Origin of the sequence: Streptomyces sp. NPDC012794 (genome assembly GCF_042901085.1) — a bacterium.
Lineage (GTDB): Bacteria > Actinomycetota > Actinomycetes > Streptomycetales > Streptomycetaceae > Streptomyces.
In genome coordinates, this window is sequence record NZ_JBIBCI010000014.1 from 1 (window position 1) to 23,953 (window position 23,953).

At 73.2% G+C, this 23,953-nt stretch carries 24 protein-coding genes, 1 tRNA gene and 1 pseudogene; 12 read left to right on the forward strand and 14 right to left on the reverse strand.

What is annotated here, in order from left to right:
- Positions 1-95, forward strand: a pseudogene (locus ACFY7H_RS24030) (lytic transglycosylase domain-containing protein); the annotation flags it as partial.
- A gap of 293 nt (positions 96-388) precedes the next feature.
- Here the strand turns inward: ACFY7H_RS24030 and ACFY7H_RS24035 are convergent.
- Both ACFY7H_RS24035 and ACFY7H_RS24040 read right to left on the reverse strand, forming a co-directional pair.
- Positions 389-1,492 (reverse strand): NAD(P)/FAD-dependent oxidoreductase, encoded by a 1,104-nt coding sequence (locus tag ACFY7H_RS24035; RefSeq protein WP_388941263.1) that lies wholly within the window; start codon positions 1,490-1,492, stop codon positions 389-391.
- Positions 1,493-1,560: 68 nt separating this feature from the next.
- Complete coding sequence (locus ACFY7H_RS24040) at positions 1,561-1,932, reverse strand: MauE/DoxX family redox-associated membrane protein (protein ID WP_388941265.1); 372 nt, start codon at positions 1,930-1,932, stop codon at positions 1,561-1,563.
- 6 nt (positions 1,933-1,938) lie between these two features.
- On the opposite strand from ACFY7H_RS24040, the gene ACFY7H_RS24045 reads away from it, so the two are divergent.
- Positions 1,939-2,688 (forward strand): helix-turn-helix domain-containing protein, encoded by a 750-nt coding sequence (locus ACFY7H_RS24045; protein WP_388941269.1) that lies wholly within the window; start codon positions 1,939-1,941, stop codon positions 2,686-2,688.
- Positions 2,689-2,845: 157 nt separating this feature from the next.
- Here ACFY7H_RS24045 and ACFY7H_RS24050 read toward each other — a convergent pair whose 3' ends face one another.
- Together ACFY7H_RS24050 and ACFY7H_RS24055 are read right to left on the reverse strand one after the other, a co-directional pair.
- Positions 2,846-3,367, reverse strand: coding sequence for a hypothetical protein (locus ACFY7H_RS24050; RefSeq protein ID WP_388941272.1), 522 nt, complete (start codon positions 3,365-3,367; stop codon positions 2,846-2,848).
- A 235-nt stretch (positions 3,368-3,602) separates the two neighbouring features.
- Entirely contained in the window at positions 3,603-4,307 is a 705-nt protein-coding gene (locus ACFY7H_RS24055; protein ID WP_388941274.1) for a DUF4232 domain-containing protein, read from the reverse strand.
- Between the two features lie 245 nt (positions 4,308-4,552).
- Here ACFY7H_RS24055 and ACFY7H_RS24060 point away from each other — a divergent pair, with 245 nt between their 5' ends.
- Positions 4,553-5,584, forward strand: a complete 1,032-nt coding sequence (locus ACFY7H_RS24060; protein ID WP_388941277.1) for a hypothetical protein — start codon at positions 4,553-4,555, stop codon at positions 5,582-5,584.
- Between the two features lie 74 nt (positions 5,585-5,658).
- Here the strand turns inward: ACFY7H_RS24060 and ACFY7H_RS24065 are convergent, their stop codons facing one another.
- The 4 genes from ACFY7H_RS24065 to ACFY7H_RS24080 form a co-directional block, all read right to left on the reverse strand.
- Positions 5,659-6,660 (reverse strand): glutathione S-transferase family protein, encoded by a 1,002-nt coding sequence (locus tag ACFY7H_RS24065; RefSeq protein WP_388941279.1) that lies wholly within the window; start codon positions 6,658-6,660, stop codon positions 5,659-5,661.
- 51 nt (positions 6,661-6,711) lie between these two features.
- Positions 6,712-7,245 carry a GNAT family N-acetyltransferase gene (locus ACFY7H_RS24070; RefSeq protein ID WP_388941283.1) on the reverse strand — a complete coding sequence of 178 codons (534 nt, stop codon included), beginning with the start codon at positions 7,243-7,245 and terminating at the stop codon, positions 6,712-6,714.
- A gap of 135 nt (positions 7,246-7,380) precedes the next feature.
- Positions 7,381-7,707, reverse strand: a complete 327-nt coding sequence (locus ACFY7H_RS24075) for a GYD domain-containing protein (RefSeq protein ID WP_388941286.1) — start codon at positions 7,705-7,707, stop codon at positions 7,381-7,383.
- Positions 7,708-7,891: 184 nt separating this feature from the next.
- On the reverse strand, positions 7,892-8,830 hold the full coding sequence (locus ACFY7H_RS24080) for a LysR substrate-binding domain-containing protein (RefSeq protein WP_388941289.1): 939 nt from the start codon (positions 8,828-8,830) through the stop codon (positions 7,892-7,894).
- 198 nt (positions 8,831-9,028) lie between these two features.
- On the opposite strand from ACFY7H_RS24080, the gene ACFY7H_RS24085 reads away from it, so the two are divergent.
- The 5 genes from ACFY7H_RS24085 to ACFY7H_RS24105 all read left to right on the forward strand — a co-directional run bounded on the left by ACFY7H_RS24085 (position 9,029) and on the right by ACFY7H_RS24105 (position 13,759).
- On the forward strand, positions 9,029-9,643 hold the full coding sequence (locus ACFY7H_RS24085; protein ID WP_388941292.1) for a hemerythrin domain-containing protein: 615 nt from the start codon (positions 9,029-9,031) through the stop codon (positions 9,641-9,643).
- 113 nt (positions 9,644-9,756) lie between these two features.
- Positions 9,757-10,758 carry a GNAT family N-acetyltransferase gene (locus tag ACFY7H_RS24090; RefSeq protein ID WP_388941295.1) on the forward strand — a complete coding sequence of 334 codons (1,002 nt, stop codon included), beginning with the start codon at positions 9,757-9,759 and terminating at the stop codon, positions 10,756-10,758.
- A 110-nt stretch (positions 10,759-10,868) separates the two neighbouring features.
- Positions 10,869-12,080 (forward strand): glycosyltransferase, encoded by a 1,212-nt coding sequence (locus ACFY7H_RS24095; RefSeq protein ID WP_388941301.1) that lies wholly within the window; start codon positions 10,869-10,871, stop codon positions 12,078-12,080.
- The gene (locus ACFY7H_RS24100) at positions 12,077-12,814 is read left to right on the forward strand and encodes an SAM-dependent methyltransferase (protein ID WP_388941305.1); all 738 of its coding nucleotides are present in this window, start codon (positions 12,077-12,079) and stop codon (positions 12,812-12,814) included. The genes ACFY7H_RS24095 and ACFY7H_RS24100 overlap by 4 nt, the downstream gene beginning before the upstream one ends.
- Before the next feature lie 75 nt (positions 12,815-12,889).
- Positions 12,890-13,759 (forward strand): alpha/beta fold hydrolase, encoded by an 870-nt coding sequence (locus ACFY7H_RS24105; RefSeq protein ID WP_388941768.1) that lies wholly within the window; start codon positions 12,890-12,892, stop codon positions 13,757-13,759.
- Positions 13,760-14,018: 259 nt separating this feature from the next.
- On the opposite strand, the gene ACFY7H_RS24110 is transcribed toward ACFY7H_RS24105, so the two are convergent.
- A complete protein-coding gene (locus ACFY7H_RS24110) occupies positions 14,019-15,392 on the reverse strand; it encodes an erythromycin esterase family protein (protein ID WP_388941308.1) in 1,374 nt (457 codons plus the stop codon).
- A 552-nt stretch (positions 15,393-15,944) separates the two neighbouring features.
- Between ACFY7H_RS24110 and ACFY7H_RS24115 the strand changes: the two genes are divergently transcribed.
- The 3 genes from ACFY7H_RS24115 (at position 15,945) to ACFY7H_RS24125 (ending at position 16,918) form a co-directional block, all read left to right on the forward strand.
- Positions 15,945-16,035: transfer RNA gene (locus tag ACFY7H_RS24115), tRNA-Ser, on the forward strand.
- Between the two features lie 193 nt (positions 16,036-16,228).
- Positions 16,229-16,417 carry a DUF6381 family protein gene (locus ACFY7H_RS24120; RefSeq protein ID WP_388941311.1) on the forward strand — a complete coding sequence of 63 codons (189 nt, stop codon included), beginning with the start codon at positions 16,229-16,231 and terminating at the stop codon, positions 16,415-16,417.
- Between the two features lie 114 nt (positions 16,418-16,531).
- The gene (locus tag ACFY7H_RS24125; protein ID WP_388941314.1) at positions 16,532-16,918 is read left to right on the forward strand and encodes a VOC family protein; all 387 of its coding nucleotides are present in this window, start codon (positions 16,532-16,534) and stop codon (positions 16,916-16,918) included.
- Positions 16,919-16,983: 65 nt separating this feature from the next.
- Here ACFY7H_RS24125 and rocD read toward each other — a convergent pair whose 3' ends face one another.
- The 3 genes from rocD to ACFY7H_RS24140 all read right to left on the reverse strand — a co-directional run bounded on the left by rocD (position 16,984) and on the right by ACFY7H_RS24140 (position 19,751).
- Entirely contained in the window at positions 16,984-18,246 is a 1,263-nt protein-coding gene (gene rocD / locus ACFY7H_RS24130) for an ornithine--oxo-acid transaminase (protein ID WP_388941316.1), read from the reverse strand.
- Positions 18,243-19,046: a dimethylargininase gene (gene ddaH, locus ACFY7H_RS24135; RefSeq protein ID WP_388941319.1), complete on the reverse strand. Its 804-nt coding sequence runs from the start codon at positions 19,044-19,046 to the stop codon at positions 18,243-18,245. Before ddaH ends, rocD begins: the two co-directional genes overlap by 4 nt.
- Positions 19,047-19,223: 177 nt before the next feature.
- Entirely contained in the window at positions 19,224-19,751 is a 528-nt protein-coding gene (locus ACFY7H_RS24140) for an Lrp/AsnC family transcriptional regulator (protein WP_388941322.1), read from the reverse strand.
- Between the two features lie 292 nt (positions 19,752-20,043).
- Between ACFY7H_RS24140 and ACFY7H_RS24145 the strand changes: the two genes are divergently transcribed.
- Positions 20,044-20,763: an esterase/lipase family protein gene (locus tag ACFY7H_RS24145; protein ID WP_388941324.1), complete on the forward strand. Its 720-nt coding sequence runs from the start codon at positions 20,044-20,046 to the stop codon at positions 20,761-20,763.
- A gap of 96 nt (positions 20,764-20,859) precedes the next feature.
- Here ACFY7H_RS24145 and ACFY7H_RS24150 read toward each other — a convergent pair whose 3' ends face one another.
- Complete coding sequence (locus ACFY7H_RS24150) at positions 20,860-21,843, reverse strand: ABC transporter substrate-binding protein (protein ID WP_388941327.1); 984 nt, start codon at positions 21,841-21,843, stop codon at positions 20,860-20,862.
- The gene (locus tag ACFY7H_RS24155; protein ID WP_388941330.1) at positions 21,836-23,944 is read right to left on the reverse strand and encodes an ABC transporter permease subunit; all 2,109 of its coding nucleotides are present in this window, start codon (positions 23,942-23,944) and stop codon (positions 21,836-21,838) included. The genes ACFY7H_RS24150 and ACFY7H_RS24155 overlap by 8 nt, the downstream gene beginning before the upstream one ends.
- Between the last annotated feature and the right edge of the window lie 9 nt (positions 23,945-23,953).

Consider the following 23,953-nt stretch of genomic DNA (forward strand, 5'->3'; position numbering starts at 1 on the left):
CCACCCAGATCAAGTGGGGCCTGGACTACATGAACGAGCGGTACGGCAGCCCGGTCGGCGCCTGGAACTTCTGGCAGGCCAACCACTGGTACTAATACTCCAGCCGTAGAACGCCCCGGCTTCGCGGACGTTCCCGGCTCGGGGACGGTGCATCTGGACGGTTCACCAGCGATCTCTACCTGGAGAAACGATCCGAGGCCCGGCACTTCGGTGCCATGCTCGACCGTCTCACGCACGGACGGATCAATGCATGCCGACGGTACCGGGAGGCCGGAGGGGGCCTGCACGGGGGTCAAGCCGTCCGCCCGCATGAGGTCACGACACCGTCCATGCGGTAGGCGGATCGGCTCAGGAATCCGACTCGTCACCGAGCCGGATCACCACGCGGTCAGGACCGTACTGTGCTTCGCACCACAGCCTCCTTGAAGACCGCCGCGGCTCGTCCTGTCAGGACGAGCCCGCGGGGGCGGTCGTCGGCGTGGGTGAACTGGACGACACCATCACGCCGGCCAAGGCTGATGTTGGTGAAGGCGTAACCGATCCGGACGGGCTCCGGTTCCCGGCCCGTCAGCCGAGCCGCAACGACGTCGGCCACGCCCCGGCCCATCGGCAGGGCTGCCTGGCAGGACATTCGGCTCGGCGCTCCGCCCACCGACACTCCGGCAGCCGCGTCGCCGACGGCGTACACCTCAGGGTGCGAGATCGAGCGCAGGGTGGCATCGACGAGCATCCGACCGCTCTCATCCGTCGCGAATCCCGCCGCGCGCGCCAGCTCCGGCGCCTGGAACCCGGTGGTCCATACGACTGCGTCAGCGGCGAACGACGCGCCGTCGCGCGTGTCCAAGCCGTCGCCCCGCACCGCCGCGACAAGGATCTTCGGATGAACCGAGACGCCCAGCCGGTCAAGAGCGCGCCGCAGGTGGGTTCGGGCGCGCGGCGCGAGCCCGAGCCCCACGTCTTCAGCACCGGTGAACAGCCGCACTCGCAGCTCCGGGTAACTCTCGGCCAGCTCCGCGGCGGTTTCCAGCCCGGTCAGCCCTGCGCCGACCACCGCGACGGTGCCGCCTGACGCGATCTCGGCCACCCTGTGCCGCAACCGTGTTGCCTCCCCGGGGTCGGCGACGGCGTACGCGTGCTCAACTGCCCCCGGAACATCGTCGAGCCGTGCCCGGCTGCCCACGGCATACACCAGGGTGTCGTAGCCGATCACTCCCGGCACGGTGTCCGTACACACGGTCCGGCCGGCGGTATCGATCGCCCTCACGTGTCCGACGACCAGCTGGACCGGCGCACCGCTGAGCTGCTGGCGCAACGGCAGCGCCGTCAATGGCTGTCCTGCGGCCAGCTGATGGAGCCGGACCCGTTCGACGAACCGGTCCGAGGCGCTGACCAGCGTGATGGTGACATCGCTGCGGCGCAGCTTGCGGGCGAGGCGCTTGGCCGCCGACAAACCGGCGTAGCCGGCGCCCACGACGACGATGCGATGACTCATGGCATGACTTCCTCTGTGATGACGGCGGCTTCGGCACCGCCTCGGACTATCGGTTGCCGCGCACGGCGTCAGGCCGCGGACGTGGCCACGGCAACCGCCCAGGCGATGTACAGGACGTTCACCACCAGCCGAGCCACCGCACCGGCCGGCCGCTCCAGCAACCGGGGCCGGTCCGGGCGCGCGCGGCGCAGCGCGTCCACGTGGGACACCAAGTAACAGGTGATCAGGACTGCGGCGGCCCAGCCCCCGGCCCGCCTGCCGCTCGGAACCAGCACCAGCACACCCACCACGACCTCCGCCGCACCACTGACGGCAACGATGAGCCGCTCCCGGCGGAGCCATGCGGGTACCAGCAGGCGGAAGTAACCGGGGGCCAGAAAATGCGCGACCCCCGTGACGACCAGGAACACGGCCAAGGCAATGGAAGCGATAACGTGCATGGCACGATGATCAGTTCACCTCGTGCCTGGGCACTTGAACAAAACGATCGCCGCATCGTCTTCGCCTGCGGCCCCGAGGCGACGATGTTCGCCGAGTCCCGCCCGTTCCGCGTCGCCCAGCACCGGCTGCCCGCGTGGAAAGCCGTGCTGCCTATCGGCGGCCACGCCGTACTCCTCCAGCCGGGACGGCCCATGGTGGCGGCGCCCGGGCTCATCGTTCCGCCCCAGCTGGCCCACACCTGTGAAGCGACCTCTCCCTACGTCGCCCTGTTCATCGACTCCTGGCTGCTGCCCTCCCGCCCAGGGCCGGTACGGCTCGGTACGGGCGAGGTCCGCCGCTTGCTCGCCGCGCTCGGCACCCCTGATGCCGACGGGCCCGGCACCAGCGTGGACCTGGCCGGCGGATACACCGAGCTGCAGACACTCGCCGGGCGCCCATCCCCACTCGATCCGAGAGTCGCCCACGCCGTCCACCTGTGCACGGTGCACGATCCGGACATGCCCATCACCTCCATCGCCATCGAGGTCGGCCTGTCGGCCCCCCGGCTGCGCGCCCTGGCCCGGCAGGACCTGGGCATGACGCTCGCGCGCTTACGCCGGTGGGGCCGGCTCCGCACCGCGATCAACGACCTGCCGGACTCGACCACCGCCCTGGCCGCGGCCACCGCAGGCTTCGCCGACCAGGCCCACCTCACCCGTACCGCACGGGACTTCATCGGGCGCACGCCTGCCTCCCTGCGAGGCGCTGAAGCATAGGGTGCGCCCTTGACGGCCCGTCATGCCCCGAACCGGCGGTCGGCGCCTACCGGGATTCGCTGGAGGGCTCTCGGGCGTGGCCGTCCGGCCGTGCACGGCAGCGGGGCCGGCTCGAGCGGATGCGGGGCTGAGGAAGCGCCCAACAGGATCCGGGCCTTCATGCCGGCGCGGGCGAGGCGGCCATCCGGCGCCGGTAGTAGTGCACCGTAACCGCGCCCAGCAGCGGACCCCACAAGAGCAACGGTGCGTAGACGATGTTGAGCAGCCAGAGGCCCCAGGTGGAGGCTTCCATGTCTGCGTTGAGCGACGTGTAGACGAACAGTGCGCCAAACACAGTCGTGGCCAGCGCGCCAAGCCCCGCCACGCCGGTCCCCAGCATGACTGGGACCCGGCGCCCACGTAGATACGGGATCCAGCGCGGCCACGCCTCGCCCCAGCTCTGCACCAGCCCGAAGGTGAGGAACGCGAAGGCCTCGGAGATCAGACTGAGGCCGACGAGGGCCAACGAGCCCAGGCCAGGAGCTCCCATCTGATCGTATTCGGATTGCGCCAGCCCGACGGGGACACCGACGGCAATGGCCACCCGCCAAAGCGCCGAGGGCACGTTGGTCAATGCGGCGCCTACCGCAGCGAGCCGGGCCCACCGCGGCACATCGGGCAATACATTCACTTTCGGCATGTGAACCAGGCTCGTCGACGGTGCGGTTGCACACATCGGCCTGCGGTTCCATCCCTTGTCACTCTCGAGGCGTAACTACACGGCCGACCGGCGAGCGCGAACTGAAGGCAACCGCCGCACTCAGCTCTGACGCGCAGCCCCGCCGGCGGAAGGGATGTCTTCCGAACAGGTCATACCCGTCCCGTCCCCGCCGGGACGAGGCGTGGAAGTGCCCCGGGACGTCCGCCGATGACGCCTACAGGGTGTTGAACGAGTCGCGGGCGGTGAAGTGGTAGAGGCCGACCTTCGGGCGCGCGACGGAGTGCGGGGTGGCCAGCGGAAGACTGACGGCGTCCGCGTTCGGCATGTGCCCGGGGTCGGCCAGGATGTTGATCTCGTCGGCGACGGGTCCGGTCCCGCCCGACGGGTTGAGGTCGACGGCCGCGTACGTCGTCGCCCCCGGCCGCACCGGATGGGCCGGCGCGCCGCCGAGACCGCTCGGAGGCGTCGCCTGGATGCCGAGGGCGGCGTCCTTGGCGCTGAAGCCGACGGCGGGGTGGAAGTCGAGTCCGCACACGGTGGGGCCGTTGTTCGTCACCGTGATGATGCGGACCGTGGCGGGGAAGCCCTGCTGCGACGTCACCTTGACGGTGATGTTCCGTGCGGAGCACGGGTGGGTGTACGCGTAGCTGTCGTCGGTGGCCGCGCCGCCCGTGCCGCCCGCGCCCTTGCCGCCCGGGCCCGTCGGGGCCGGGCTCGCGGTGGCGGGCGGCGCCCCGGCACCGGACGGCGTCGCCGTCGGGGCGGCGCCGGCGGCCGCCGTGCCCCCGCTGGAACCGGGGGCCGGCGTGGGCGCCTTGATCGGCCGGTCCGTGGAACCGGCGCCGCCGCAGGCGCTCAGGGCCAGGGTGAGCCCGATGAAGGTGACCATGGCCGCGGAACGGCTCCGGGGGATGCGCATGAGGGAACTCCGTGTCGTACGTTCGGGGCGGAAATCGCCCAGGTCGGAACCATCATGACCGAGCGTCAGCTGAAGTCGGCACGCGCCCCGGTCACCTCGTCATGTGGAGTCCGCCGACGGGTGCGCGGAGTCGGCGCCTTGCCCGCGCCGCGCGGCCGCGCCCGGGGCTGCTCCCCCGGCAGGGGGAGGGGAATGGTTCCGGCGGCTGATGCCCACCCCGACGCGGTCGATGCACTGTTCGGGACATGACCAGTAGTGAACGGACGAGGCAGGCGCGGCGGGGCGCCCGGTGGCGGGGGCCGCCGTACGGGGTGGCCCGCGCCACCGTGCTGTGGGCGGTGCTGTACACCGGCTTCGGCCTGGTGTGTGCGCTGAGCGGGACGCCCTTGCTCTACCACGGCGGTGACTCGGGAACCGCCGGGCTCGGCTGGGCGGTGGTGGCGGTGGGTGCACTGGCGGCGGCGGCCGGCGCGGCGGTGGTGCGGTCCGGGCCGCGGCCGGCCTTGCGGTTGCTGCTCCGGTTCCTGTGCGGGCTGGCCGGACTCACCGCGTTCAGCCTGCTGATGGACGTGATCACGCTGATGGTCGGCCAAGGGGTGGACCATCCGGCCTCCACTGCGAACAAGGCCCTGGCGGCGGTCGGAGCGGTCCTGCTCGCGGCCACGGCCCGGTCCGGCCCCCGGCCCGCCGGTTCCGCCGCCCCGGCGGCGTCCGCGGCACCGCAGCCCGTCCAACTCGCCGCCTGGGCGGGGACGCTGGCCTTCGTGCCGTACACCGCGATGAAGCTGGTCTGGGCGTTCGGCGGCACGTTCGCGGGGGTCACCGGAGCGGAGATGCTCGCCGTCTCGGAGCGGAACGGGGCTTCGGGGACGTTCCTCACCCTGGAGTCCTGGGGCCTCGACCCCACCGCGCTGCTGGCCTTGCTCGGCGTATTCCTGCTCTGGGGCCTGGTCCGTCCGTGGGGCCAGGTCTTCCCGCGCTGGACGCCGCTCCTCCGCGGCCGGCGGGTACCGCACTGGCTCCCGCTCGCCCCGGCCCTGCTCGGCGCCGCCACGCTCGCCCCGTACGGCGTCGTGGGGGCGGCGTACCTGGCCCTCGCCTCGGCCGGCGCGGTCACCTTGCGGCGCGGAGACTTCCACTCCTCGGGCGACGCGCTGCTGGCCGGCTGGATCGGGATGGTCGCCTTCGCCGTGTACGGCGTCGCCCTGGTCATCGCGGCCCGCTCGTACTGGCAGCGGACCCGCCCCTTCCGCCGTACGGCTGCCGACGCGCCGTAGCCCCGGGCCGGACGCGAGCCCGCGGGGAGCCGGGGAAGATCCGGGCCCCGCGGGCGGCGGTCGTACCAGGGGTGCTACGGAGCCTGGTGGGGCGGGACGGTCTCATCGGGGGAGGGAGGCCCGGGCGGGGTGCCGTCCCCGAACGGGCGCCCGCCCAGGGCCTCACGGCCGTGCGGTTCGAGCCAGCCCGACGGGTCGGGGCCGAGGGGCACGATCCCGGACGGGTTGATGTGGCTGTGGACCACGTAGAAGTGCTTCTTGATGTGGTCGAAGTCGACCGTGTCCCCGAAGCCCGGCGTCTGGAACAGGTCCCGGGCGTACGCCCACAGCACCGGCATCTCCGAGAGCTTCTGCCGGTTGCACTTGAAGTGGCCGTGGTAGACGGCGTCGAAGCGCACGAGCGAGGTGAACAGCCGTATGTCCGCCTCGGTGATCGTCTCGCCGACGAGGTAGCGGGACCCCTCCAGCCGCTCGGAGAAGCGGTCGAGGCGGGCGAAGAGACGCTCGTACGCCTCGGCGTACGCCTCCTGGGAGGGGGCGAACCCGACGCGGTAGACGCCGTTGTTCACGTCCGTGTAGATCTTTTCGTTGACCGCGTCGATCTCCGGCCGCAGCGCCTCCGGATACAGCTCCGGAGCACCGTCGCGGTGGTACGCCGACCACTCCAGCGACATGTCGAGGGTCATCTGCGCGTAGTCGTTGGTGACCACCTCGCCGCTCGGCACGTCCACGATCGCGGGCACGGTGATGCCCCGGTCGTAGTCGGGGTCACGGGCGAAGTAGGCCTCCTGCAGCCGCTCTATCCCCAGGACCGGGTCACGGCCGTCCGGGTCGAGGTCGAAGGTCCAGCTGCGCTTGTCGTGCGTCGGGCCGGCGACGGCCATGGGCAGGGCCTTCTCGAGTCCGAGCAGCCGGCGGACGATCACCGCGCGGTGTGCCCAGGGGCAGGCGCGGCTGACGACGAGACGGTAACGGCCGGGCTCGACCGGGAAACCGTCGCGTCCGTCGGCTGTGATGCGGGTGGTGATGTAGCGGCTGTCGCGGTAGTACCCCTTGCCGGGCTTCACGTTGCTCATCCTGGGGCCTTACCCAGGAACCGCCGTGCCGAGCGGCCGTTCGACCGGGGCTCAGGTCTCCCTCGTCCGGCTCTCAGGTCCGGGCCGGGACGCCGCCGCCGTGGGGCCGGGGGCGCGGAAGCAGGACAGCCCGGGGCGGCCGCAGAGCCGAGTACCGCCCGTGACGGTGAACCCGGTACGGGCCGGCACGGCCCGGGACGCCGCGTTGTCGAGGGTGGTCGCGGCCCGCAGGGACGTCAGCCCGTAGCCGCCGGCGGCCAGGGCGCACACGGCCCGTACGGCCGCGGTGGCGAGGCCCCGGCCCGCGGCCCGTTCCGCGATCCGGTACCCGAGCTCGGCGCCGCCGTCCGCCACGTCCACGAGGTTGACCCGCCCCAGGACCTCGCCCGTGGCACCGGTCAGCACGTGGAAGTAACAGACACCGGACGCCTGCTCGGCCAGCAGCTCACGGTGGCGGGTCCCGAACGGGGCGAAGTACTCGTCGCCCCGGTCGGGGACGGACTGCGCGAAGTAGGCCCGGTTCTCCCGCTCGAAGGCGAGCAGCGCGGGGGCGTGGTCCGGACGGAGCAACTGCAACTCGGGCACGGGGCAGACGCTATGCGGCCCGACCGCCCTTCCGCCACGGGGATGGTGCTGCCGGTACGGATCCGCCCGCGCGCCCAGTGGTCGGCGGTACGTCTCCTCGTGGTCCCGGCCGCGCGCGGGGTACGGGGCCGACCGCTACGCGCCGGGAGGCCGGTACCGGATCTGCCCGGCCCCGCGCAGGGCGTCCAGCGTCTCGTCGACGCTCAGCAGCACGGTCGTCTCGAACGAGCTGAGCGCGCCGCCCCCGCTGATGGCCAGCGCGACCGAGGCCATGGACACGTTGTCCGGAGCTTCCCAGAGGTTGTAGCCGTCGTGCGTGCCGAAGGCGTACCAGAAGCCGTGGAGCTTCCCGCCGACGGACTCGATGTACGACCGGGCGGCCTGCGAGCGGTCCTCCGGGTGGCCGGTCAGCCTCGCCCACGTCTCCGGCGTGTAGCTGAACCTCGACAGATAGAGCGGCATCGTGTCCCTCTCTCGTTTCACCCATCGGTGCCCCCGCCCGGTGGAGGAGGACCGGGGAGGCCCGCGGTTCCCCCGAACGCCCGGGGACGATGACCGGCACGGCCCACAGCCGACGGGTGAACGGGCGGCGCCACCGGTGTGCCCGGCGCCGTGTGCCCACGTGCACAGCGGCCCGGGCGGACGGTCAGAACCGGAACACGCCGAGGTCCCGCACCGTGTCGGCCAGGGCGCGGACGAGGTCGTTCTCGGCTTCGGTCCGCCAGACCAGGGCGAAGTGCATGGTGGGCATGTCGGGAAGGGGGAGCCATCGGATGTTCGACAGGCCCCAGTACCTGGTGACATGGCCGGGGAAGGTGTGGATGATCTCGCCCATGCCGACGTGGCCGATCAGCTCGTCGGCGCTGTCCGAGGCCGCGTGGGCGAGGCGCTCGATCGTACGGCCCCGTGGGGTGTGGAAGGGCAGGTAGCTGTCCTCCCAGTAGTCCGGCAGACCGAGGGCGGTGGCGTGCGGGAACTCGGCGAGCAGCTCCAGGGGTACGGAGTCCCGTCCCGCGAGCCGGTGCCCGGCGGCCACGGCAAGGATCCGGGAGTCGGTGCACAGGGTCGGCCCGACGGTGAAGTCCGGCTCCTCCACCGGCAGCCAGGCGACCACGACGTCCATGGCACCGCTGCGGAGCCGGCCGAACACATCGGTGAAGGTCGCCTGGCGGACCTGGAGCCCCCAGTGCGGGTGCCGCGCGCGGAAGGCCTTCCAGTACGGGTGCAGTTCGGGCACGTTGAAGGGCATCAGGCTGACGCGCAGCTGCGCGGTGATGCCGCGGGCCGCCAGCCGGGCCCGTTCCAGGGAGTCGTGCAGGCCCGCGTAGACCGGTTGCAGGTCGTCGCGGAACTGCCGGCCGACCTCGGTCAGGCGTACGGTGCGGCTGGTGCGGGTGAACAGCTCGGCGCCGATGCGCCGTTCCTGCTTCTTGACGGCCTGGCTGACGCGGGCCTGGGAGACGTGCAGCCGCTGTGCCGTCCGGCCGAAATGCAGTTCCTCGGCCAGCACCAGGAAGATCTCGATGTCCCGCAGCTCCACCGGCCCCGGCCTTTCGTCGATAACCCAGCGGTTATCGAACCGCACACAAGTGTTCCTTGATCATACGTACGAACTGCAAGATCGTTTGAGGCATGCAGTCACGCGCCCGGACCCCCCCACCCGTACGGCCGGACGGGTGAGCCGTCGTCCCGCCGGCGCCCTCGGCCACGCCGGCTGCGTGGCCGCTGAGCACCTCCCAACGGCCCGCCACCACCCGGGAGCCACGCCATCGACCTGACCCTGATGTACGCGGTGCACGACGCCCTGCGCCGAGAACTGGCCCATCTGGACCGGCTCACCACCGCCGCGGACCGGGACCCGCGGCAGGTGCTGGCCACCGCTTCCGGATGGGCGCTGTTCAAGAAGGCCCTCCACGCCCACCACGCGGCCGAGGACCACGCACTGTGGCCGCCGCTGCGGCGGAACCTGGCCGGCCGGCCGAAGGACCTGGCGCTGCTGGAGGTGATGGAGGCCGAACACGCCGCCATCACCCCGGTGATCCGTGCCATCGACGACGCCCTGACCGACGCGGGTGCCGACTCGCTGCGGCTGGGCCAGCTCGCCGACGCCCTGACCCGCGGTCTCGCCGGTCACCTGGAGCACGAGGAGGAAGCGGCGCTCCCGCTGGTCCGGCGGATGCTGACGGCCGACCAGTGGGGCCACTTCAGCCGTGTCCACGACCAGTACGTCGACCAGGACGCGCCCCGGCTGCTGCCCTGGCTGCTGGACGGCGCCGACGAACCGACGGCGGAGCGGCTCCTGGCCCGGCTGCCCGCGGCCGCGTACGACGCCTGCACCACCCGGTGGATCCCGGCGTACGCCGCTCTCGACCGCTGGAGTCCGGGCAGCGCGCCCTGACTCCGGTTTATCGGCCGCGGCCCCGCGGCCCGCCGGCCGGCCCGGACACGCCCTCGTGTCCTCCCGGAGAACGACCGACCAGAACGACCGACCCGACCACGAAAGCGATCACCTTGTCCATAGCCGTACATCTCATTCCGCTTCCGGACGTCTCGGCCGCCGAAGCCGCCGCGTGGCACCGGATCGTCGCGAACGCCACGGCCCACGACCTGCCCGGAGTGCCCGCCCCCGATCCGGAACGGATCCACGCCCAGCTCACCCGGCCCGCCCTGGGCAGCCGCCGGCTGGCCTGGCTGGCCACCGGGGCGGACGGGGCCCCCGTCGCCGTCGCCGGCCTGCGGGTGTTCACCTCCCCGGGCCAGGAGCACCTGGCCGAACTGGAACTGCACGTCGATCCCGCCCACCGGCGCCGGGGAGCCGGCTCCCTCCTGATGTCGGCGGTCGTGGCGGCCTGCGTCACCGAGGGCCGGCGCAGCCTCATCGCGGCGGCCCCGGCCGACAGCCCGGGCGCGGCCTTCGCCGAACGGTGCGGCTTCCGCCGGGCGCTCACCCTGGACCACCTCGTACTGCGCCTCGACGAGCTGCCCGACGCCGGCCTGCCGCTGATCGCCGACACCCCGCCCCCCGGCTACCGGGCGGCCCACTGGACCGGGACGGTCCCCGACGAACTCGCCGATGCCTTCGCCGCGGCCAAGAACGCGATGAACGACATGCCCGTCGGCGACCTGGACTACGGCAGCGTGGCGTGGGACGCCGACCGGGTCCGCTCCATGGCCAAGGCGGTCGCCGACCGCGGCGACACACTGCTGACCGTCGCGGCGGTCCACGACGACGGCACGATGGCCGGCTACACCGAGATCGTGCTGCCCCAGGGCTCCGGGCCGCGCGCCCAGCAGTACGACACGGCCGTCGTGCCCGCGCACCGCGGCCACGGTCTCGGCCTGTGGGTCAAGGCCGCCATGGTGCGGCGTCTGCGCGCCGAGCATCCCGATGTCGTGGAGATCGAGACGGACAACGCCGACGACAACGTCCACATGCTGGCCGTCAACCACCGCCTCGGATTCCGCTCCTACCGGCGCACCCACGAGTACCAGCTCGACGTGCCCGCGACCTGATCCGTTGACGGGCGCCACGAGGAGCCCCCCGGGCGGGGACCCGGAACACCCGGCTCCCCGCCGCACCATCGCCGGCTTGAGCCGGCATCCACAGGAATGAGGAACACGACATGCGCGTGCTGTTGATGGCCTACGGGTCACGCGGCGACATCGCCCCGCTGGCCGCACTGGCGGCGCAACTGCGGACACGCGGCGCGGACGTACGCGTCTGCGCCCCGCCGGACGAGGAGTTCGCGCGGCTGCTGGCGGGTGTCGGCGCGGAAGTGGTGCCCTTCGGACGGGACGTGCGCGCGCTGCGGACGGGAGCGCCGCCGTCGGACGCGGCCGCGTTCGCGGCGGAGCTGGTCGCCGCGCACTTCGGCACGGTCGCCGGGGCGGCCGAGGACCGCGACGTGCTGGTGGCCAGCGGCCTGATGCCGGCCGGGGTCCGCTCGGTGGCCGAGAAGCTGGGCATCCGCTACGTGTACGCGGGCTTCCACCCGTTCGAGATGCCCTCGGCGCACTACCCGCCGTCGCCGCGCCCCGGCCCGCCGGCCCCGCCTGGCATGACCGACAACGAGACCCTGTGGGAACTGGACGCCCGGAAGGTCAACGCCCTTTACCTCGAGCCCCTCAACGCCCACCGGGCGGCGCTCGGCCTCACGCCGGTGGACAACGTCCGTGACCACGTCTTCACCGAACGGCCGTGGCTGGCGGCGGACCCGGTCCTCGGCCCGTGGGAGCGGCTGACCCACCTCGACCTCGTGCAGACCGGCGCGTGGATCCTGCCCGACGAACGCCCCCTGCCCGCCGATCTGGAGGCCTTCCTGGACGCCGGCACCCCGCCGGTGTACGTCGGCTTCGGCAGCATGCCCATGAGCGCGGCCTCCGACATCGCCCGGACCACCGTCGAAGCGGCCCGCGCGCAGGGCCGCCGCGTGCTCGTCTCCCGCGGCTGGGCCGGCCTGGCACTGGTGGACGACTCGGACGACTGCTTCGCCGTCGGTGACGTCAGCCACCAGGTCCTGTTCCGCCGGGTCGCGGCCGTCGTGCACCACGGCGGCGCGGGTACCACGACCACCGCCGCCCGGGCCGGTGCCCCCCAGGTGGTGGTTCCCCAGTTCGTGGACCAGCCGTACTGGGCCGCCCGCGTGGCCGAACTGGGCATCGGCGCGGCACACGACGGTCCGAACCCGACCTTCGATTCCCTGTCCGCCGCGCTCCGGACGGCCCTGACCTCCGAGACGCGAGGACGCGCGGAGGCCGTCGCCGGCACGGTCCGCACCGACGGGGCGGCGGTGGCGGCGAAGCTGCTCCTCGACGCGGGGGACGCCGCCCCGTGAACCACGAACAGATCTCCATGATCGCCCACGTCGGCCACCCCATAAAGTCCCCGCTCGGCGACGACTCGGTCAGCCGGCTGCTCGAACACGGCCTCCCGCGGGGCGACGAGCGGGTGCTCGACCTCGGATGCGGCACGGCGGAGTGGCTGCTGCGCGCCCTGGCCACGCGCCCGCACCTGCACGCCGAGGGCGTCGACGTCTCCGAGGCCGCCCTGACGCAGGCGCACCGGGCGGCGACTGAGCTCGGAGTCGACGGGCGCCTGCTCCTCCACCGGCAGGAGGCGGCGGACTTCGGCTCTCCCCACCCGTTCGACCTGGTGATCAGCGTCGGCGCCACGCACGCCTTCGGCGGTCTGCTCCCCACCCTCGCGGCGGCCCGCGAGCACATGGCTCCGGGAGGCCGCGTCCTGATCGGCGAGTCGTTCTGGGACCGCGCCCCCTCACCGGCGGCCGTCGAGACGTTCGGCGACCTCGCCGACCTGGCCACCACGGTGGACCGTGTCGTCGCCGACGGATGGACCCCCGTCCACGGCCATGTCAGCACGCGCGCCGAACTGGACGCCTACGAGTGGGCCTGCTGGGGCTCGCTGGCCTCATGGGCCCTGGACCACCCCGCCGATCCCGCTGCCGCACAGGTACTGGAGACGGCCACCGCCCGGCGTACGCAGTGGCTGCGCGGCTACCGGGACAGCTTCGGCTTCCTCTGCCTGGTCCTGCGTCCCACGTCGGACTGACGGAAGCTGCCGGACCGCCCGAACCCCCGGACACCGACCGGATGTCCGCCACCCCCCACCCGAAAGTGAGCAATGATGCAACCGACGTTCGTACTGGTGCACGGAGCCTTCGCGAACTCCTTCTCCTTCGCACCCCTCCAGGCCGAACTCGGCCTCCTCGGGCACCGCTCGGTCGCCGTCGACCTGCCCGGTCACGGATTCCAGGCGACCTTCACCCGCGCCTACCAGGCACCGCAGGACCCCGAGGGGCTCGCCACCGCGCCCGGCTCGATCAAGGGCGTCACGCTCGCCGACAACGTCGCGCACCTGATCGGGGTCCTCGAACGGGCCAAGCGGAACGGCCCCGTGATCCTCGTCGCCCACAGCCGGGGGGGTGTCACGGTCACGGCCGCGGCCAACGCGCGCCCGGACCTGATCGACCGCCTCGTCTACGTCTCGGCCTGGTGCCCGGTCCGGCTCGACACCAACGACTATTACGCCGAGCCGGAGATGGCCTCCGTCGACCCCGCCGCCTTCGCCTCGGCGCTGGCCGGAAACCCGGCCGACCTCGGCCTGCTCCGCGTCAACTTCCGCACGTCGGACCCGGGCTCACTGGCGGCGTTCAAGGCGGCCTTCTTCGCCGACGGCACCGACGAGCAGTTCCACGCCTTCCTGAACACCTTCCAGCCCGACGAGAACCTGGACGTCGGCGGCCCCGCCGACCGGGCCCAGGCCGCGACCTGGGGCCGCGTCCCCAAGACCTACATCCGCCTGGCCGACGACACGAGCCTGCCCCTCGCCCTCCAGGACCGCCTGATCCGCGAGGGCAACGAGCTGACGCCCGACAACCCGTACGACGTGCGCACCCTGGAGGGCAGCCACCTGAAGTGGCTGGCCGATCCGGCGCCGGCGGCCCGCGTCCTCGGCGAACTCGTCACGCTCCCGGCCTCGCCCGCGAAGGCGTGAACCCACGGGCGTGAGCGGCTCCCGGAGCACCCTTCGCCACGGCCGAGGTGTGCTCCGGGGGGAACCGGGCCACCATGGTCGAGGGGCACCGCCCGGAGGTGACGGACATGGACGAATCGCGCAGGGCCTGGGTCATGATCGGCACCGTCATCGCCGTCGTGCTCCTGAACCTGGCGGCCATCATCCTGATGAACGCCCTCGGGCGCTGACCGGGAGCGGCGACGGCCGGTGCGGCGGCGCGGGGTCGCTACCGGCCGGATCACGCGGCGCGGAGCCTGTCGGCGGCGCGTACCCGGTGGAGGTGGACGAGGATGTCGTAGGCCCGCCCGAGGGCCAGGGTGGGCAGGGGGTCGGGGGTGAAGGTCGAGCCGGCGTCGTAGACCGGGCGGGCACGGTCGAGCCAGGCGCGGGCCGGGGCCGGGGCGGTCCGCAGGTCGAGGTAGAAGTCCCGGTACCCGAGCTGGTCCAAAGTGTGTTCGTTCATGCCCGGCCGCGCCGCCGGGACGGTGATCGTCTTCCAGTCACCGCTGAGGGAGGCGTCCTTGGTGAGGAAGGAGCCGCCGGCGAAGCTGAAGCCGATCGCGGCGTAGTCGCGCCCCAGGCGGCCGCGCAGCACGGCGCCCTGTGTCCGGGGGTACATGTCCGGATGGGTGGACAGGTATCCGATGTGCCCGTTGTGGGCCGACAGCAGCATCTTGTGGCCGGTGTGGCGCCGCCACCACAGCACGTTGTCGGCCATGGCCTCGTCGCGCAGCAGCTCGACGGCGGTGACCGAGGCCGGATCGGCCAGGTCGACGGTGGCGAAGGCGAACGTCTGCGCGATGTTGAGGGCGTGCCGCACCGTCCACGCGTAGGCGGGCCCCGCGGCCCCCCGCCCTGCGGCGACCAGCTCGAACGCCTCCCGGGCGCGTGCGGCGTTCTCCTCGCGCTCCGTGACCGGCCTGCCCAGGTAGGCGAAGACGTCGTCGAAGGGGCGCAGCCCGGCGTACAGCGCGGTGAGCCGGGGGAAGGCCTCCGGCCGGGTCTCGCGGACGGACGACAGCACGCGCTCGAACGTGTGGTCACCGAGTCCCGGCGCTCCCAGGTCGTCCCCCATGAAGTGGACGCGGCGGCCGGGGTGCCGCTGGTTGTGCTCGTGCATCCAGCCGATCAGACTGACGAACTCCTCGCGCTCCCAGGGGGATCCGGCGAGCGTCCGCTCCGCGATGCTCCTCGGGTCGCCGGGAGCGCCCTGGAGGTACTCGTCGATCCTGAGCCCGGCCGACCAGCTCATCTCCAGGGCGAAGGTGGTGAAGCCGCGCTCCTCGACGAGGTGCCGGAAGACGCGTTCCTTCATGGCGAAGAACTCGTGCGAGCCGTGCGTGGCCTCACCCAGCCCCACCACCGTCGCCTCCCCGACCATGGAGCTCAGCGCCCGCAGGTCCGCGCTCGGACCGCCGGGCTCGGTGGAGCGCAGGGGGCGTGCGGCCCGTTCCAGGGCGCGCACCACGGAGGCTCCCCCGTTCTCCCGGGCGGAGCCGGCGCGTACGGCCGTCGCCGCCGCAGCGGCCGGGGCGGTCAGTGCCGTCCCGGCGAGCGCCGCCGTGAGTGCGAGCAGCTGCCGCCGGCCCGTCGTCCCCGTGTACCCGTGCATTCCGATCACTCCTTGCGTCGCAGCGGCTCCCCGAGCCGGTGAAATGATCTTCGTCCGCTGGGCCGGGCGCCGCGCTGGGGTGATCCGCCGACTTGCTCCGGGGGCCACCCCGCGGGGCTTGCGGGGGTTTACCCCCGGGGACGACATCGCGCTGGTACGCCTCGACCGCCCGGGCACCGAGAAGCCCGTACCGATCGCGGCGCGGGCCGGGCGGCCCGGCACCCCGATCAGGGTCTTCGGCTTCGTGACCACCGTCGATGCCGAACTGGAGTTCGCGGAACGCCTGCGGGCACGGCCGGTGGGAACTCGTCCGAGCCACCTCGGGGCCCGGCGCGCCCGGAGTCGCGTGCTCGGCCGGGCCGGGCCTCTCCACCGACGTGCCGGTCTGCGCCGACTGGATCCGCGGGACCATACGGCGCCACGGCTGACGCCCGCGCGGCGACCCCTGACCCCTGACGGACCGCCCCGCGGCGAGCGTATCAGCGCGGGGTCAGGGGCCGTGGTGCAGTCTGGTTGTCGTGACCGGGCGGGCCGCAGGGGCCGGGTCACGAGGGAGAGGTGCCCGGAGCGGTTGATCGGGGACCGGCCACTGGCCGTTCGGGTTCCACTGGGATCCACGCAGGTTCGAATCCTGCCCTCTCCGCCGTACGAGGGCGCCCCCGAAGCACCGCGGGCCGGGGGCGCCTCGGCGTGTTCCGGGATCGCCCGTTGACGCGCGGGCCCCGCGGAGGGGTTCTCCGTGGTGAAGTACACGGCCGCCACGGCCGGTGGTCCGGCGGCCCGGCCGTCGGGAGTGCTTGAGTGGAGTCGGCCAGTCCCGAACCGGAGGAGATCCCATGAGCAACGAGAGCGGGCCCGACGAGCAGGCCCGGAGCATGCGCGAGAAGGCCGAGGAGCTCGAACTCGCGGCCCAGCGGTCCACCGATTCCGCCGAACGCCAACGACTGTCGGAGAAGGCGCTGCACATCCGGGAGAAGCTCGAAGAGCTGCACGGCCCGGAGAGCGCCACGACGGACCCCATGTAGCCACGCGGGTAAGGACCAGCGCCCCCCACCGTGCTCGATCCCCCGTCGGACCGCCGCGGACGCGCCCCACCGGAACTCCGTGCGCACGCCGTCGCGGGTGGGCAGAGTGGGGCCATGGTCCACGTACTCGGCAGCAGGATCCTGCTGCGCCCCACCGATCCCGAGCTCTCCCGCGCCTTCTACGGAGGCACGCTGGGCCTCGCCGTGTACCGCGAGTTCGGTACCGGCCCCGAGCGCGGCACCGTCTACTTCCTCGGCGGCGGCTTCCTCGAGGTGTCGGGCCGCGCCGACGTGCCCCCCGCGCCCGGGCTGCGGCTGTGGCTCCAGGTGGCGGACGTGGAGGCCGCCCACCGGGAGCTCCGCGAGCGGGGCGCCGAGGTGCTGCGGCCGCCGCGGCGGGAGCCGTGGGGACTGATCGAGATGTGGATCGCGGACCCCGACGGCGTACGCATCGTGGTCGTGGAGGTGCCGGCGGACCACCCCCTGCGCTTCCGCCCCTGAACGCCCGCACCGGCCCCCCGGCCCTGCCGTCGACGGGCGGCGGGGCCGGGGGGCCGGCGCGGACGCTACGCCAGGACCTTCCGGAGGGCGGCGAGCGCGGTGTCCAGTTCCTCCTCCGTGATGGTCAGCGGCGGTGCCAGCCGGATCGTGGATCCGTGGGTGTCCTTGACCAGTACGCCTTCGGCGAGGAGACGTTCGCTGATCTGCCGTCCCGTGCCGAGGGCGGGGTCGACGTCCACGCCCGCCCACAGCCCCCTGGCGCGGTAGGCCGCGATGGCGCCGCCCGTGGCCGCGATCGCGGCGAGTCCGCGGTCGAGTACGGCTCCCAGCGCGGCGGCGCGCCGCTGGTACTCGCCCGTGGCCAGCAGCTCCAGGACGGCCGAACCGACGGCCGCCGACAGCGGGTTGCCGCCGAACGTCGAACCGTGCTCGCCGGGCCGCAGCACGGACAGCACCTCGCGGCGGGCGACGACCGCGGAGACCGGGACGATGCCGCCGCCCAGGGCCTTGCCCAGGAGCAGGACGTCCGGCACGACCGACTCGTGGTCGACGGCGAGGGTGCGGCCGGTGCGCCCCAGGCCCGACTGGATCTCGTCGGCGATGAACAGGCACCCCGTGCGCCGGGTGAGTTCGCGGACCCCGGTGAGGTAGCCGTCGTCCGGGATGAGGACGCCCGCCTCGCCCTGGACGGGCTCGATCAGCACGGCCGCCGTCGTCTCGTCCACGGCCGCCTCCAGCGCGGCGAGGTCGTTGTAGGGGACGACCCGGAAGCCGGGGGTGAAGGGGCCGAAGCCGGTCCGGGCGGTCGCGTCCGTCGAGAAGCTCACGATCGTCGTCGTACGGCCGTGGAAGTTGCCGTCGGCGACGATGATCGTCGCCCGGTCCGGTGCGACGCCCTTCACCTCGTACGCCCACTTGCGGGCCACTTTGACGGCGCTCTCCACGGCCTCGGCACCGGTGTTCATCGGCAGCACCATGTCGAGGCCGGTCAGGGCGGCCAGGCTCTCGGCGAAGCCGGCCAGCCGGTCGCTGTGGAAGGCGCGCGAGGTGAGCGTGACCCGGTCGAGCTGGCGGTGCGCGGCGTCGACGAGGGCGGGGTGGCGGTGCCCGAAGTTGAGCGCCGAGTAGCCGGCCAGCATGTCGAGGTAGCGGCGTCCTTCGACGTCCTCCACCCAGCTGCCTTCCGCGCGGGCCACGACCACGGGCAGCGGGTGGTAGTTGTGCGCGAGCACCGGTGCCTCGGCGCGGATCAGCCGCGCCGATGAACGCGTCGCGGAGGGGGAGGGGGAGGGGAAGGCGGGGACGGTGGGGTCGGCGAGGCCGGTCATGAGCGGATCTCCTGGGTGCAGCACTTGATGCCCCCACCGGCCTTGCGGAACTCCGACAGGTCGACGGGGACGGGAAGGTAGCCACGGTCGGTGAGCTGGTCGATGAGCCCCCGGGCCTGTGGAGCGACGAAGACGTTGCGGCCGTCGGAGACGGAGTTGAGGCCGAAGACCAGGGCGTCCTCCTCGGTGGCGATCACCGCGCGCGGGTAGAGCCACCGGAGCACCTCACGGCTGCCAGGGGAGAACGCCGCCGGGTAGTACGCGATGTTCCCCCCGCCGGTGCCGTCGCCCTCGCCGCTGTCCTCGTCGAGGAGGAACAGGGCGGTGTCCAGGTGGTAGAAGCGAGGGTCGGTCAGTTCGAGGCTGATCACCGGCCTGCCGAAGAACTCCTGGACCTCCCGGTGCGCGGCCCGCTCGGTACGGAAGCCCGTGCCGGCCAGCAGGAACCGGCCCGCCGGTACGAGGTCCCCCTCGCCCTCGCAGACGGCCCCGGAGCGGTGGACCTCGTACCCGGCCTCCTTGAACCAGGCCTCGTACCCGGCGGACTCCGGCCGGCGCTCGGCCGCGTGGAAGGACGAGCCGAAGACCCGTCCGCCCCACACGAGGGCCGCGTTCGCCGCGAACACCATGTCGGGCAGGCCCTCCACCGGGGCGACCGTCTCCACCGTGTGGCCATGACCGCGGTACGCCTCGACCAAAGCCTGCCACTGGGCACGGGCCAACGCCCGGTCCACCGGCGCCCCGGCGTCCATCCACGGGTTGATGGCGTAGCGCACGTCGAAATGGCGGGGCTCGCACATCAGATAGCGCCTGGGGCGCGGGCCACGGCTGAGCGGCCTGTGTCGTACGGGCACAGAGGGTCCTCCGCTTCCTGCGGTGACGACTGGGGGAGTGCCCCCACCGTAGGAAGCGGCCGGTCGCCGGGACAAGGAGCAACAGCTGCGCACTCACGCAGGAATCCTGCGTGTCCGGGCCACTCAGAGCACGTTTGCTGCGTCCTCGGCGGCGCGCGCGGCCTCGGCGGCCGGTGCGGACGCGCTCGCCCCCGCTTCCGGGCTCTCCGGCAGCAGATGGGAGAGGACCATGTAGCTGATCGTCTTGCGGATGAACGGCTCGCTGCGGATCCGCTCCAGCACCTCCTCGAAGTGCTCCACGTCGGCCGCCCTGACGTGCAGCAGCGCGTCGGCCGCCCCGGTCACCGTCATGGCCGCCGCGATCTCCGGGTACTTCCGCGCGACTTCCGCGATGCGTCTGGGCGGTGCCGCGCCGTCGCAGTACACCTCGATGTACGCCTCGGTGCGCCAGCCCAGCGCGGCCGGCCGGACGGTGGCCCTGAACCCCGTGATCACGTCGGCCTTGCGCAGGCGGTCCACGCGGCGCTTGACGGCGGTGGCCGACAGCCCGACCGACGCCCCGATCTCGGAGAAACTCGCCCGTGCGTTCTCCATCAGGGTGGCGACGATCTTCCGGTCGAGTTCGTCGAAGGGCGTGGACGTGGGGCTCATGGCAGGTGCTCTCTCCTCGTGCTGCCCCGGGCAGGGGCTCCTTCCGCTGCCGCTCCGCCGGAGCGGCAGCGCGCCGCCGCGGCCGCCGGGACGCACGGCCACGTGACAGCCGGGCAGCGGCTCCGCGACAGCGGACCGCCCACCCTACGAGTCGCGGCCGTGACCCGCGCCGGACCGACGGGCCGAGCCCGCCCCCGGCGAAACGTTCCTCGGGTGAACGGCGGCCTCCGGACGGGTGAGAGTCCACCCTGCAAGGCCCGGCCGGGACGGGCGGGAACGCTACAAACGGCCCGTGAACGTGACGATGCCCCGCTCCCTCACCGCCGTCCTGCTGGCCATGGCCGCCTTCGCCGCCCCGGCCGCAGCCGCTCCCGCGCCCTCCTCGCCGCCCGACCCGGTGGTCTTCGTACACGGCTGGAACAGCGACGGTACGGCCTGGAACATCATGGCCGACCGGTTCCGGTCGGACGGCTGGCCGGCCGACCGCCTCCACCAGTGGACCTACCCGTCCTCCCAGTCCAACACCACGACCGCCTCGCGGCTCGCCGACACCATCGACCGTGTCCTGGCCTCGACCGGGGCCGACAAGGTGGACGTCGTGACCCACTCCATGGGCTCCCTCTCCTCCCGGCACTACCTCAAGGACCTCGGCGGCGACGCGAAGGTGGACGCCTGGGTATCCCTCGCCGGCCCCAACCACGGGACGGAAACCGCCCGTTGGTGCGGCGGTCCCGCCTGCGTCGAGATGCGTCCGGGCTCCGCCTTTCTCCAGGCGCTCAACTCGGGCGACGAAACGCCCGGAGCCACCCGCTACGCCACCTGGTGGTCCTCCTGCGACGGGATCGTCTCACCCGTGACCTCCGTCGCCCTCACCGGCGCGGTGAACACGCAGACCCCCTGCCTGCGGCACCAGGCCCTCACCGACGACGCCGGTATCTACCAGCAGGTCAAGGAGCACATCGGCGGCGCGGCGGCGCAGGTACCCGTAGCGCCGGCGCCCCCGGTGCGCTGACCGAGGGCGCACGGCGGTCCGCCGAATGACCCCGGCGCGCGCGTACGGCCCCGCACACCCGGGTGTGCGGGGCCGTACGCGACGGCCTGCGGGAGGTCAGCCCAGCCACGGCCGCCAGACGGACTCGTTGCGCTCGACCCACTTCCGCGCCGCCTGCCGCGGGGAGAGCTTCTCCTCGGCGATCATCAGGGCCACCTCGTTCTGCTCGGCCGTGGTCCAGTGGAACCGCTTCAGGAAGGCGGCCGCCTCGCCCCCCGACCCGGCGAAGCGCGTGTTCAGGTACTTCTGCAGCGGGGTGTGCGGGTAGGCGCAGGCCACCTTCTCCGGTACGTCGGCGCACCCCTCGGTGTACTCGGGCAGCCGCACCTCGGTCATCGGGACCCGCTCGAACAGCCACTGCGGCTTGTACCAGTACGTCAGGAAGGGCTTGCCCTCCTTGGCGAACTGTTTGATCTGGGTGATCTGGGCGGCCTCCGACCCGGCGAAGACGACCTCGAAGTCGAGGCCCAGGTTCTTCACCAGCGCCTTGTCGTTCGTGACGTAGGACGGCGAGCCGTCCATCAGCTGCCCCTTGCCGCGGCTCTCGGGGGTGCGCAGCTGGTCGGCGTACTTGTCGAGGTTCTTCCAGTCGGTGACGTCCGGGTGGGCCTGCGCGAAGTACGTGGGGACGAACCAGCCGATGTGACCGGTCACCCCCAGGTCTCCGCCCCGGGTGATCGTCTTCTTGGTCTCGACGTACCGTTTCTCCTGCTCGGGGTGGCCCCAGTCCTCCAGGATCGCGTCGACCCGTCCCTGGCTCAGGGCGTCCCAGGCGGGGACCTCGTCGACCTGCACGGTGTCCACGCGGTAGCCCAGCTCGTGTTCGAGGAGATAGGCGGCCACGGCGGTGTTCGCCTGGGCGCCGACCCAGGACTGGACGGAGAGGGTGACGGTCTTCGCGTCCTGCGCGGCGGCGTACGGAGACACTTGCCGGGTCATGTCGGCGGCTCCGCAGCCGGTGAGCACGGCGAGTCCCGTGGCGGCGGCGAGCACGGCGCGGCCGCGACGGCCGTGGCCGCGCCGGAAGGGTCGTTCACGCATCTCGGGCCTCCTTCGCGGGCTGGGTGACGCGGTCGAGCAGCAGGCCGAGGCACACGATCGCCGCGCCGGCCACCAGACCGGTGGCCAGGTCGCCCTGCGCCAGGCCGAGGACGACGTCGTAGCCGAGGGCGCCGCCGCCCACCAGGCCGCCGATGATGACGACGGACAGGACGAGGACCACGGCCTGGTTGACGGCCAGCAGCAGGGCCGGCCGTGCGAGCGGCAGTTGGACCTGCCACAGCCGCTGAGCGCGGGTCGCGCCCAGCGAGCGGGCGGATTCCAGCGCCGCCGGGCTCACCTCGCGAAGCCCCTGCGTGGTGATCCGGACGACCGCCGGCAGCGCGTACACGACGGCGGCGGCCGCGGCCGGTGCCCGCCCCACCCCGAACAGGGCGACCACGGGGATGAGGTAGACGAACTGCGGCAATGTCTGGCAGACGTCGAGCACGGGACGCAGCAGCCGCCGCGCACGGGCACTGCCGGCGGCGCCCACCGCGATCGCGAAGCCCACCAGGAGGGTGACGGCGACCGCCGCGAGGACCTGGGACAGCGTGTCCAGGGAGGCCTCCCACACACCGAGTACGCCGACGCCGGCCAGGGCGAGGACGGCCGTCAGCGCGGAGCGCCGGGCGCCGACGAGGAGGGCGAGCGCTCCGGCGACGAGCAGCAGCAGCCACCAGGGCGCGGCCTGGAGGCCGGCGCGCAGCGGGTCGAGGACCCAGCCGGTGAACCGGGCGGCCCAGTCGGCGGTGCCCCCGACGACGGGCACCCCGGAGTAGAGGTGGGCGGTCATCCAGGCGACCGCCGCGTTCACGGGCTCGGCGATGGACACCGTCCAGGACGCCGGCCACAGCGACGTGCCCGCGACCCGGCCGGCCACGCCGACGGCCACCGCCGTGAGGACGGTGAGCAGCCATCCGTACCAGCCGTCGAACACCCTGAGCAGGAGCTGCCGCGCGCGGCCAGGGGGCGGGCCGTCGGCGCCGATCCGGCCGCCCGCCGCCTCGGCGGTGCGGTCGAGGACCACGGCGAGCAGCACGATCGGGATTCCGGCGGCCAGCGCGGCGCCGACGTCGACGGACGAGAGCGCCTGGTAGACCCGGTCACCGAGGCCGCCCGCGCCGATCACGGAGGCGATCACGGCCATCGACAGGCCGGTCATGACGGCCTGGTTGACGCCCAGCAGGAGCTGCCGGCGTGCGAGCGGAAGCCGGGCGGTGAGCAGCCGCTGGCGCCCGGTGGCGCCGAGCGAGACGGCGGCCTCCATCACCCCGGCGTCGGCGCCGCGCAGACCGAGCGCGGTGAGGCGCGCCATCGGCGGGGCGGCGTACACCACCGTGGCCAGCACGGCGGCCGGTACGCCGATGCCGAACACCAGCACCATCGGCAGCAGGTACGCGAACGCCGGGAGGATCTGCATGGTGTCGAGCAGGGGACGCAGGGCGCGGTCGGCGCGCGCGGAGAGGCCGGCGGCGAGTCCGAGCAGTCCGCCGACGGCGACGGCGGCGGCGACGGCCACCGCCATCAGCGCGAGGGTCTGCATGGTCGGCACCCACATGCCGAGCAGCCCGCACGCGGCGAAGGCGCCGGCACAGGTCAGCGCGAGCCGCAGGCCCGCCAGGCGCCAGGCCACCAGGGCGGCCAGCGCGGTGACGCCGGTCCAGCCCCCGGCGAGCAGCACGACGTAGACGGCCCGGACGCAGACGGTCACGGCGTTGCTGATGTGCCCGAAGAAGTAGAGGAACAGGGGGTGGCTGTCCCGGTGGTCGATGATCCAGTCGCCGGCCCGGTCCAGCGGCCCCGACAGGTCCACGGTCAGCGCGGCGGGCCAGCTTCCGGAGGCCGGAAAGGCGACGGCGAGCGGGACCAGCACGGCGGCGGCCAGGGCCAGGGGCAGGAGCAGGGCGCGGCCCAGGGGCCGTCCCGACACGGACAGCCGGCGGCGCGGGCGGTCCGGCGTCCCGGCTCCGGCCGTTGCCGTGGCGCGCCCCGGCACTGCGGGACGGCCGGCGGTGGCGCGCTCCGGGGCCCCGGAGTGGCCGGGCGACTGCGGGGCGCCCGGCCGGGACGGTTCGCGCGCGGGGGCGGTGGTCGCGGTCATCCGCACCAC

Coding starts and splice junctions, on each gene's coding strand:
- ACFY7H_RS24035 (WP_388941263.1), bottom strand. CDS start 1,492: ATGAGTCATCGCATCGTCGTCGTGGGCGCCGGCTACGCCGGTTTGTCG.
- ACFY7H_RS24040 (WP_388941265.1), bottom strand. CDS start 1,932: ATGCACGTTATCGCTTCCATTGCCTTGGCCGTGTTCCTGGTCGTCACG.
- ACFY7H_RS24045 (WP_388941269.1), top strand. CDS start 1,939: ATGATCAGTTCACCTCGTGCCTGGGCACTTGAACAAAACGATCGCCGC.
- ACFY7H_RS24050 (WP_388941272.1), bottom strand. CDS start 3,367: ATGCCGAAAGTGAATGTATTGCCCGATGTGCCGCGGTGGGCCCGGCTC.
- ACFY7H_RS24055 (WP_388941274.1), bottom strand. CDS start 4,307: ATGCGCATCCCCCGGAGCCGTTCCGCGGCCATGGTCACCTTCATCGGG.
- ACFY7H_RS24060 (WP_388941277.1), top strand. CDS start 4,553: ATGACCAGTAGTGAACGGACGAGGCAGGCGCGGCGGGGCGCCCGGTGG.
- ACFY7H_RS24065 (WP_388941279.1), bottom strand. CDS start 6,660: ATGAGCAACGTGAAGCCCGGCAAGGGGTACTACCGCGACAGCCGCTAC.
- ACFY7H_RS24075 (WP_388941286.1), bottom strand. CDS start 7,707: ATGCCGCTCTATCTGTCGAGGTTCAGCTACACGCCGGAGACGTGGGCG.
- ACFY7H_RS24085 (WP_388941292.1), top strand. CDS start 9,029: ATGTACGCGGTGCACGACGCCCTGCGCCGAGAACTGGCCCATCTGGAC.
- ACFY7H_RS24095 (WP_388941301.1), top strand. CDS start 10,869: ATGCGCGTGCTGTTGATGGCCTACGGGTCACGCGGCGACATCGCCCCG.
- ACFY7H_RS24105 (WP_388941768.1), top strand. CDS start 12,890: ATGCAACCGACGTTCGTACTGGTGCACGGAGCCTTCGCGAACTCCTTC.
- ACFY7H_RS24110 (WP_388941308.1), bottom strand. CDS start 15,392: ATGCACGGGTACACGGGGACGACGGGCCGGCGGCAGCTGCTCGCACTC.
- ACFY7H_RS24120 (WP_388941311.1), top strand. CDS start 16,229: ATGAGCAACGAGAGCGGGCCCGACGAGCAGGCCCGGAGCATGCGCGAG.
- ACFY7H_RS24125 (WP_388941314.1), top strand. CDS start 16,532: ATGGTCCACGTACTCGGCAGCAGGATCCTGCTGCGCCCCACCGATCCC.
- rocD (WP_388941316.1), bottom strand. CDS start 18,246: ATGACCGGCCTCGCCGACCCCACCGTCCCCGCCTTCCCCTCCCCCTCC.
- ddaH (WP_388941319.1), bottom strand. CDS start 19,046: ATGTGCGAGCCCCGCCATTTCGACGTGCGCTACGCCATCAACCCGTGG.
- ACFY7H_RS24140 (WP_388941322.1), bottom strand. CDS start 19,751: ATGAGCCCCACGTCCACGCCCTTCGACGAACTCGACCGGAAGATCGTC.
- ACFY7H_RS24150 (WP_388941327.1), bottom strand. CDS start 21,843: ATGCGTGAACGACCCTTCCGGCGCGGCCACGGCCGTCGCGGCCGCGCC.
- ACFY7H_RS24155 (WP_388941330.1), bottom strand. CDS start 23,944: ATGACCGCGACCACCGCCCCCGCGCGCGAACCGTCCCGGCCGGGCGCC.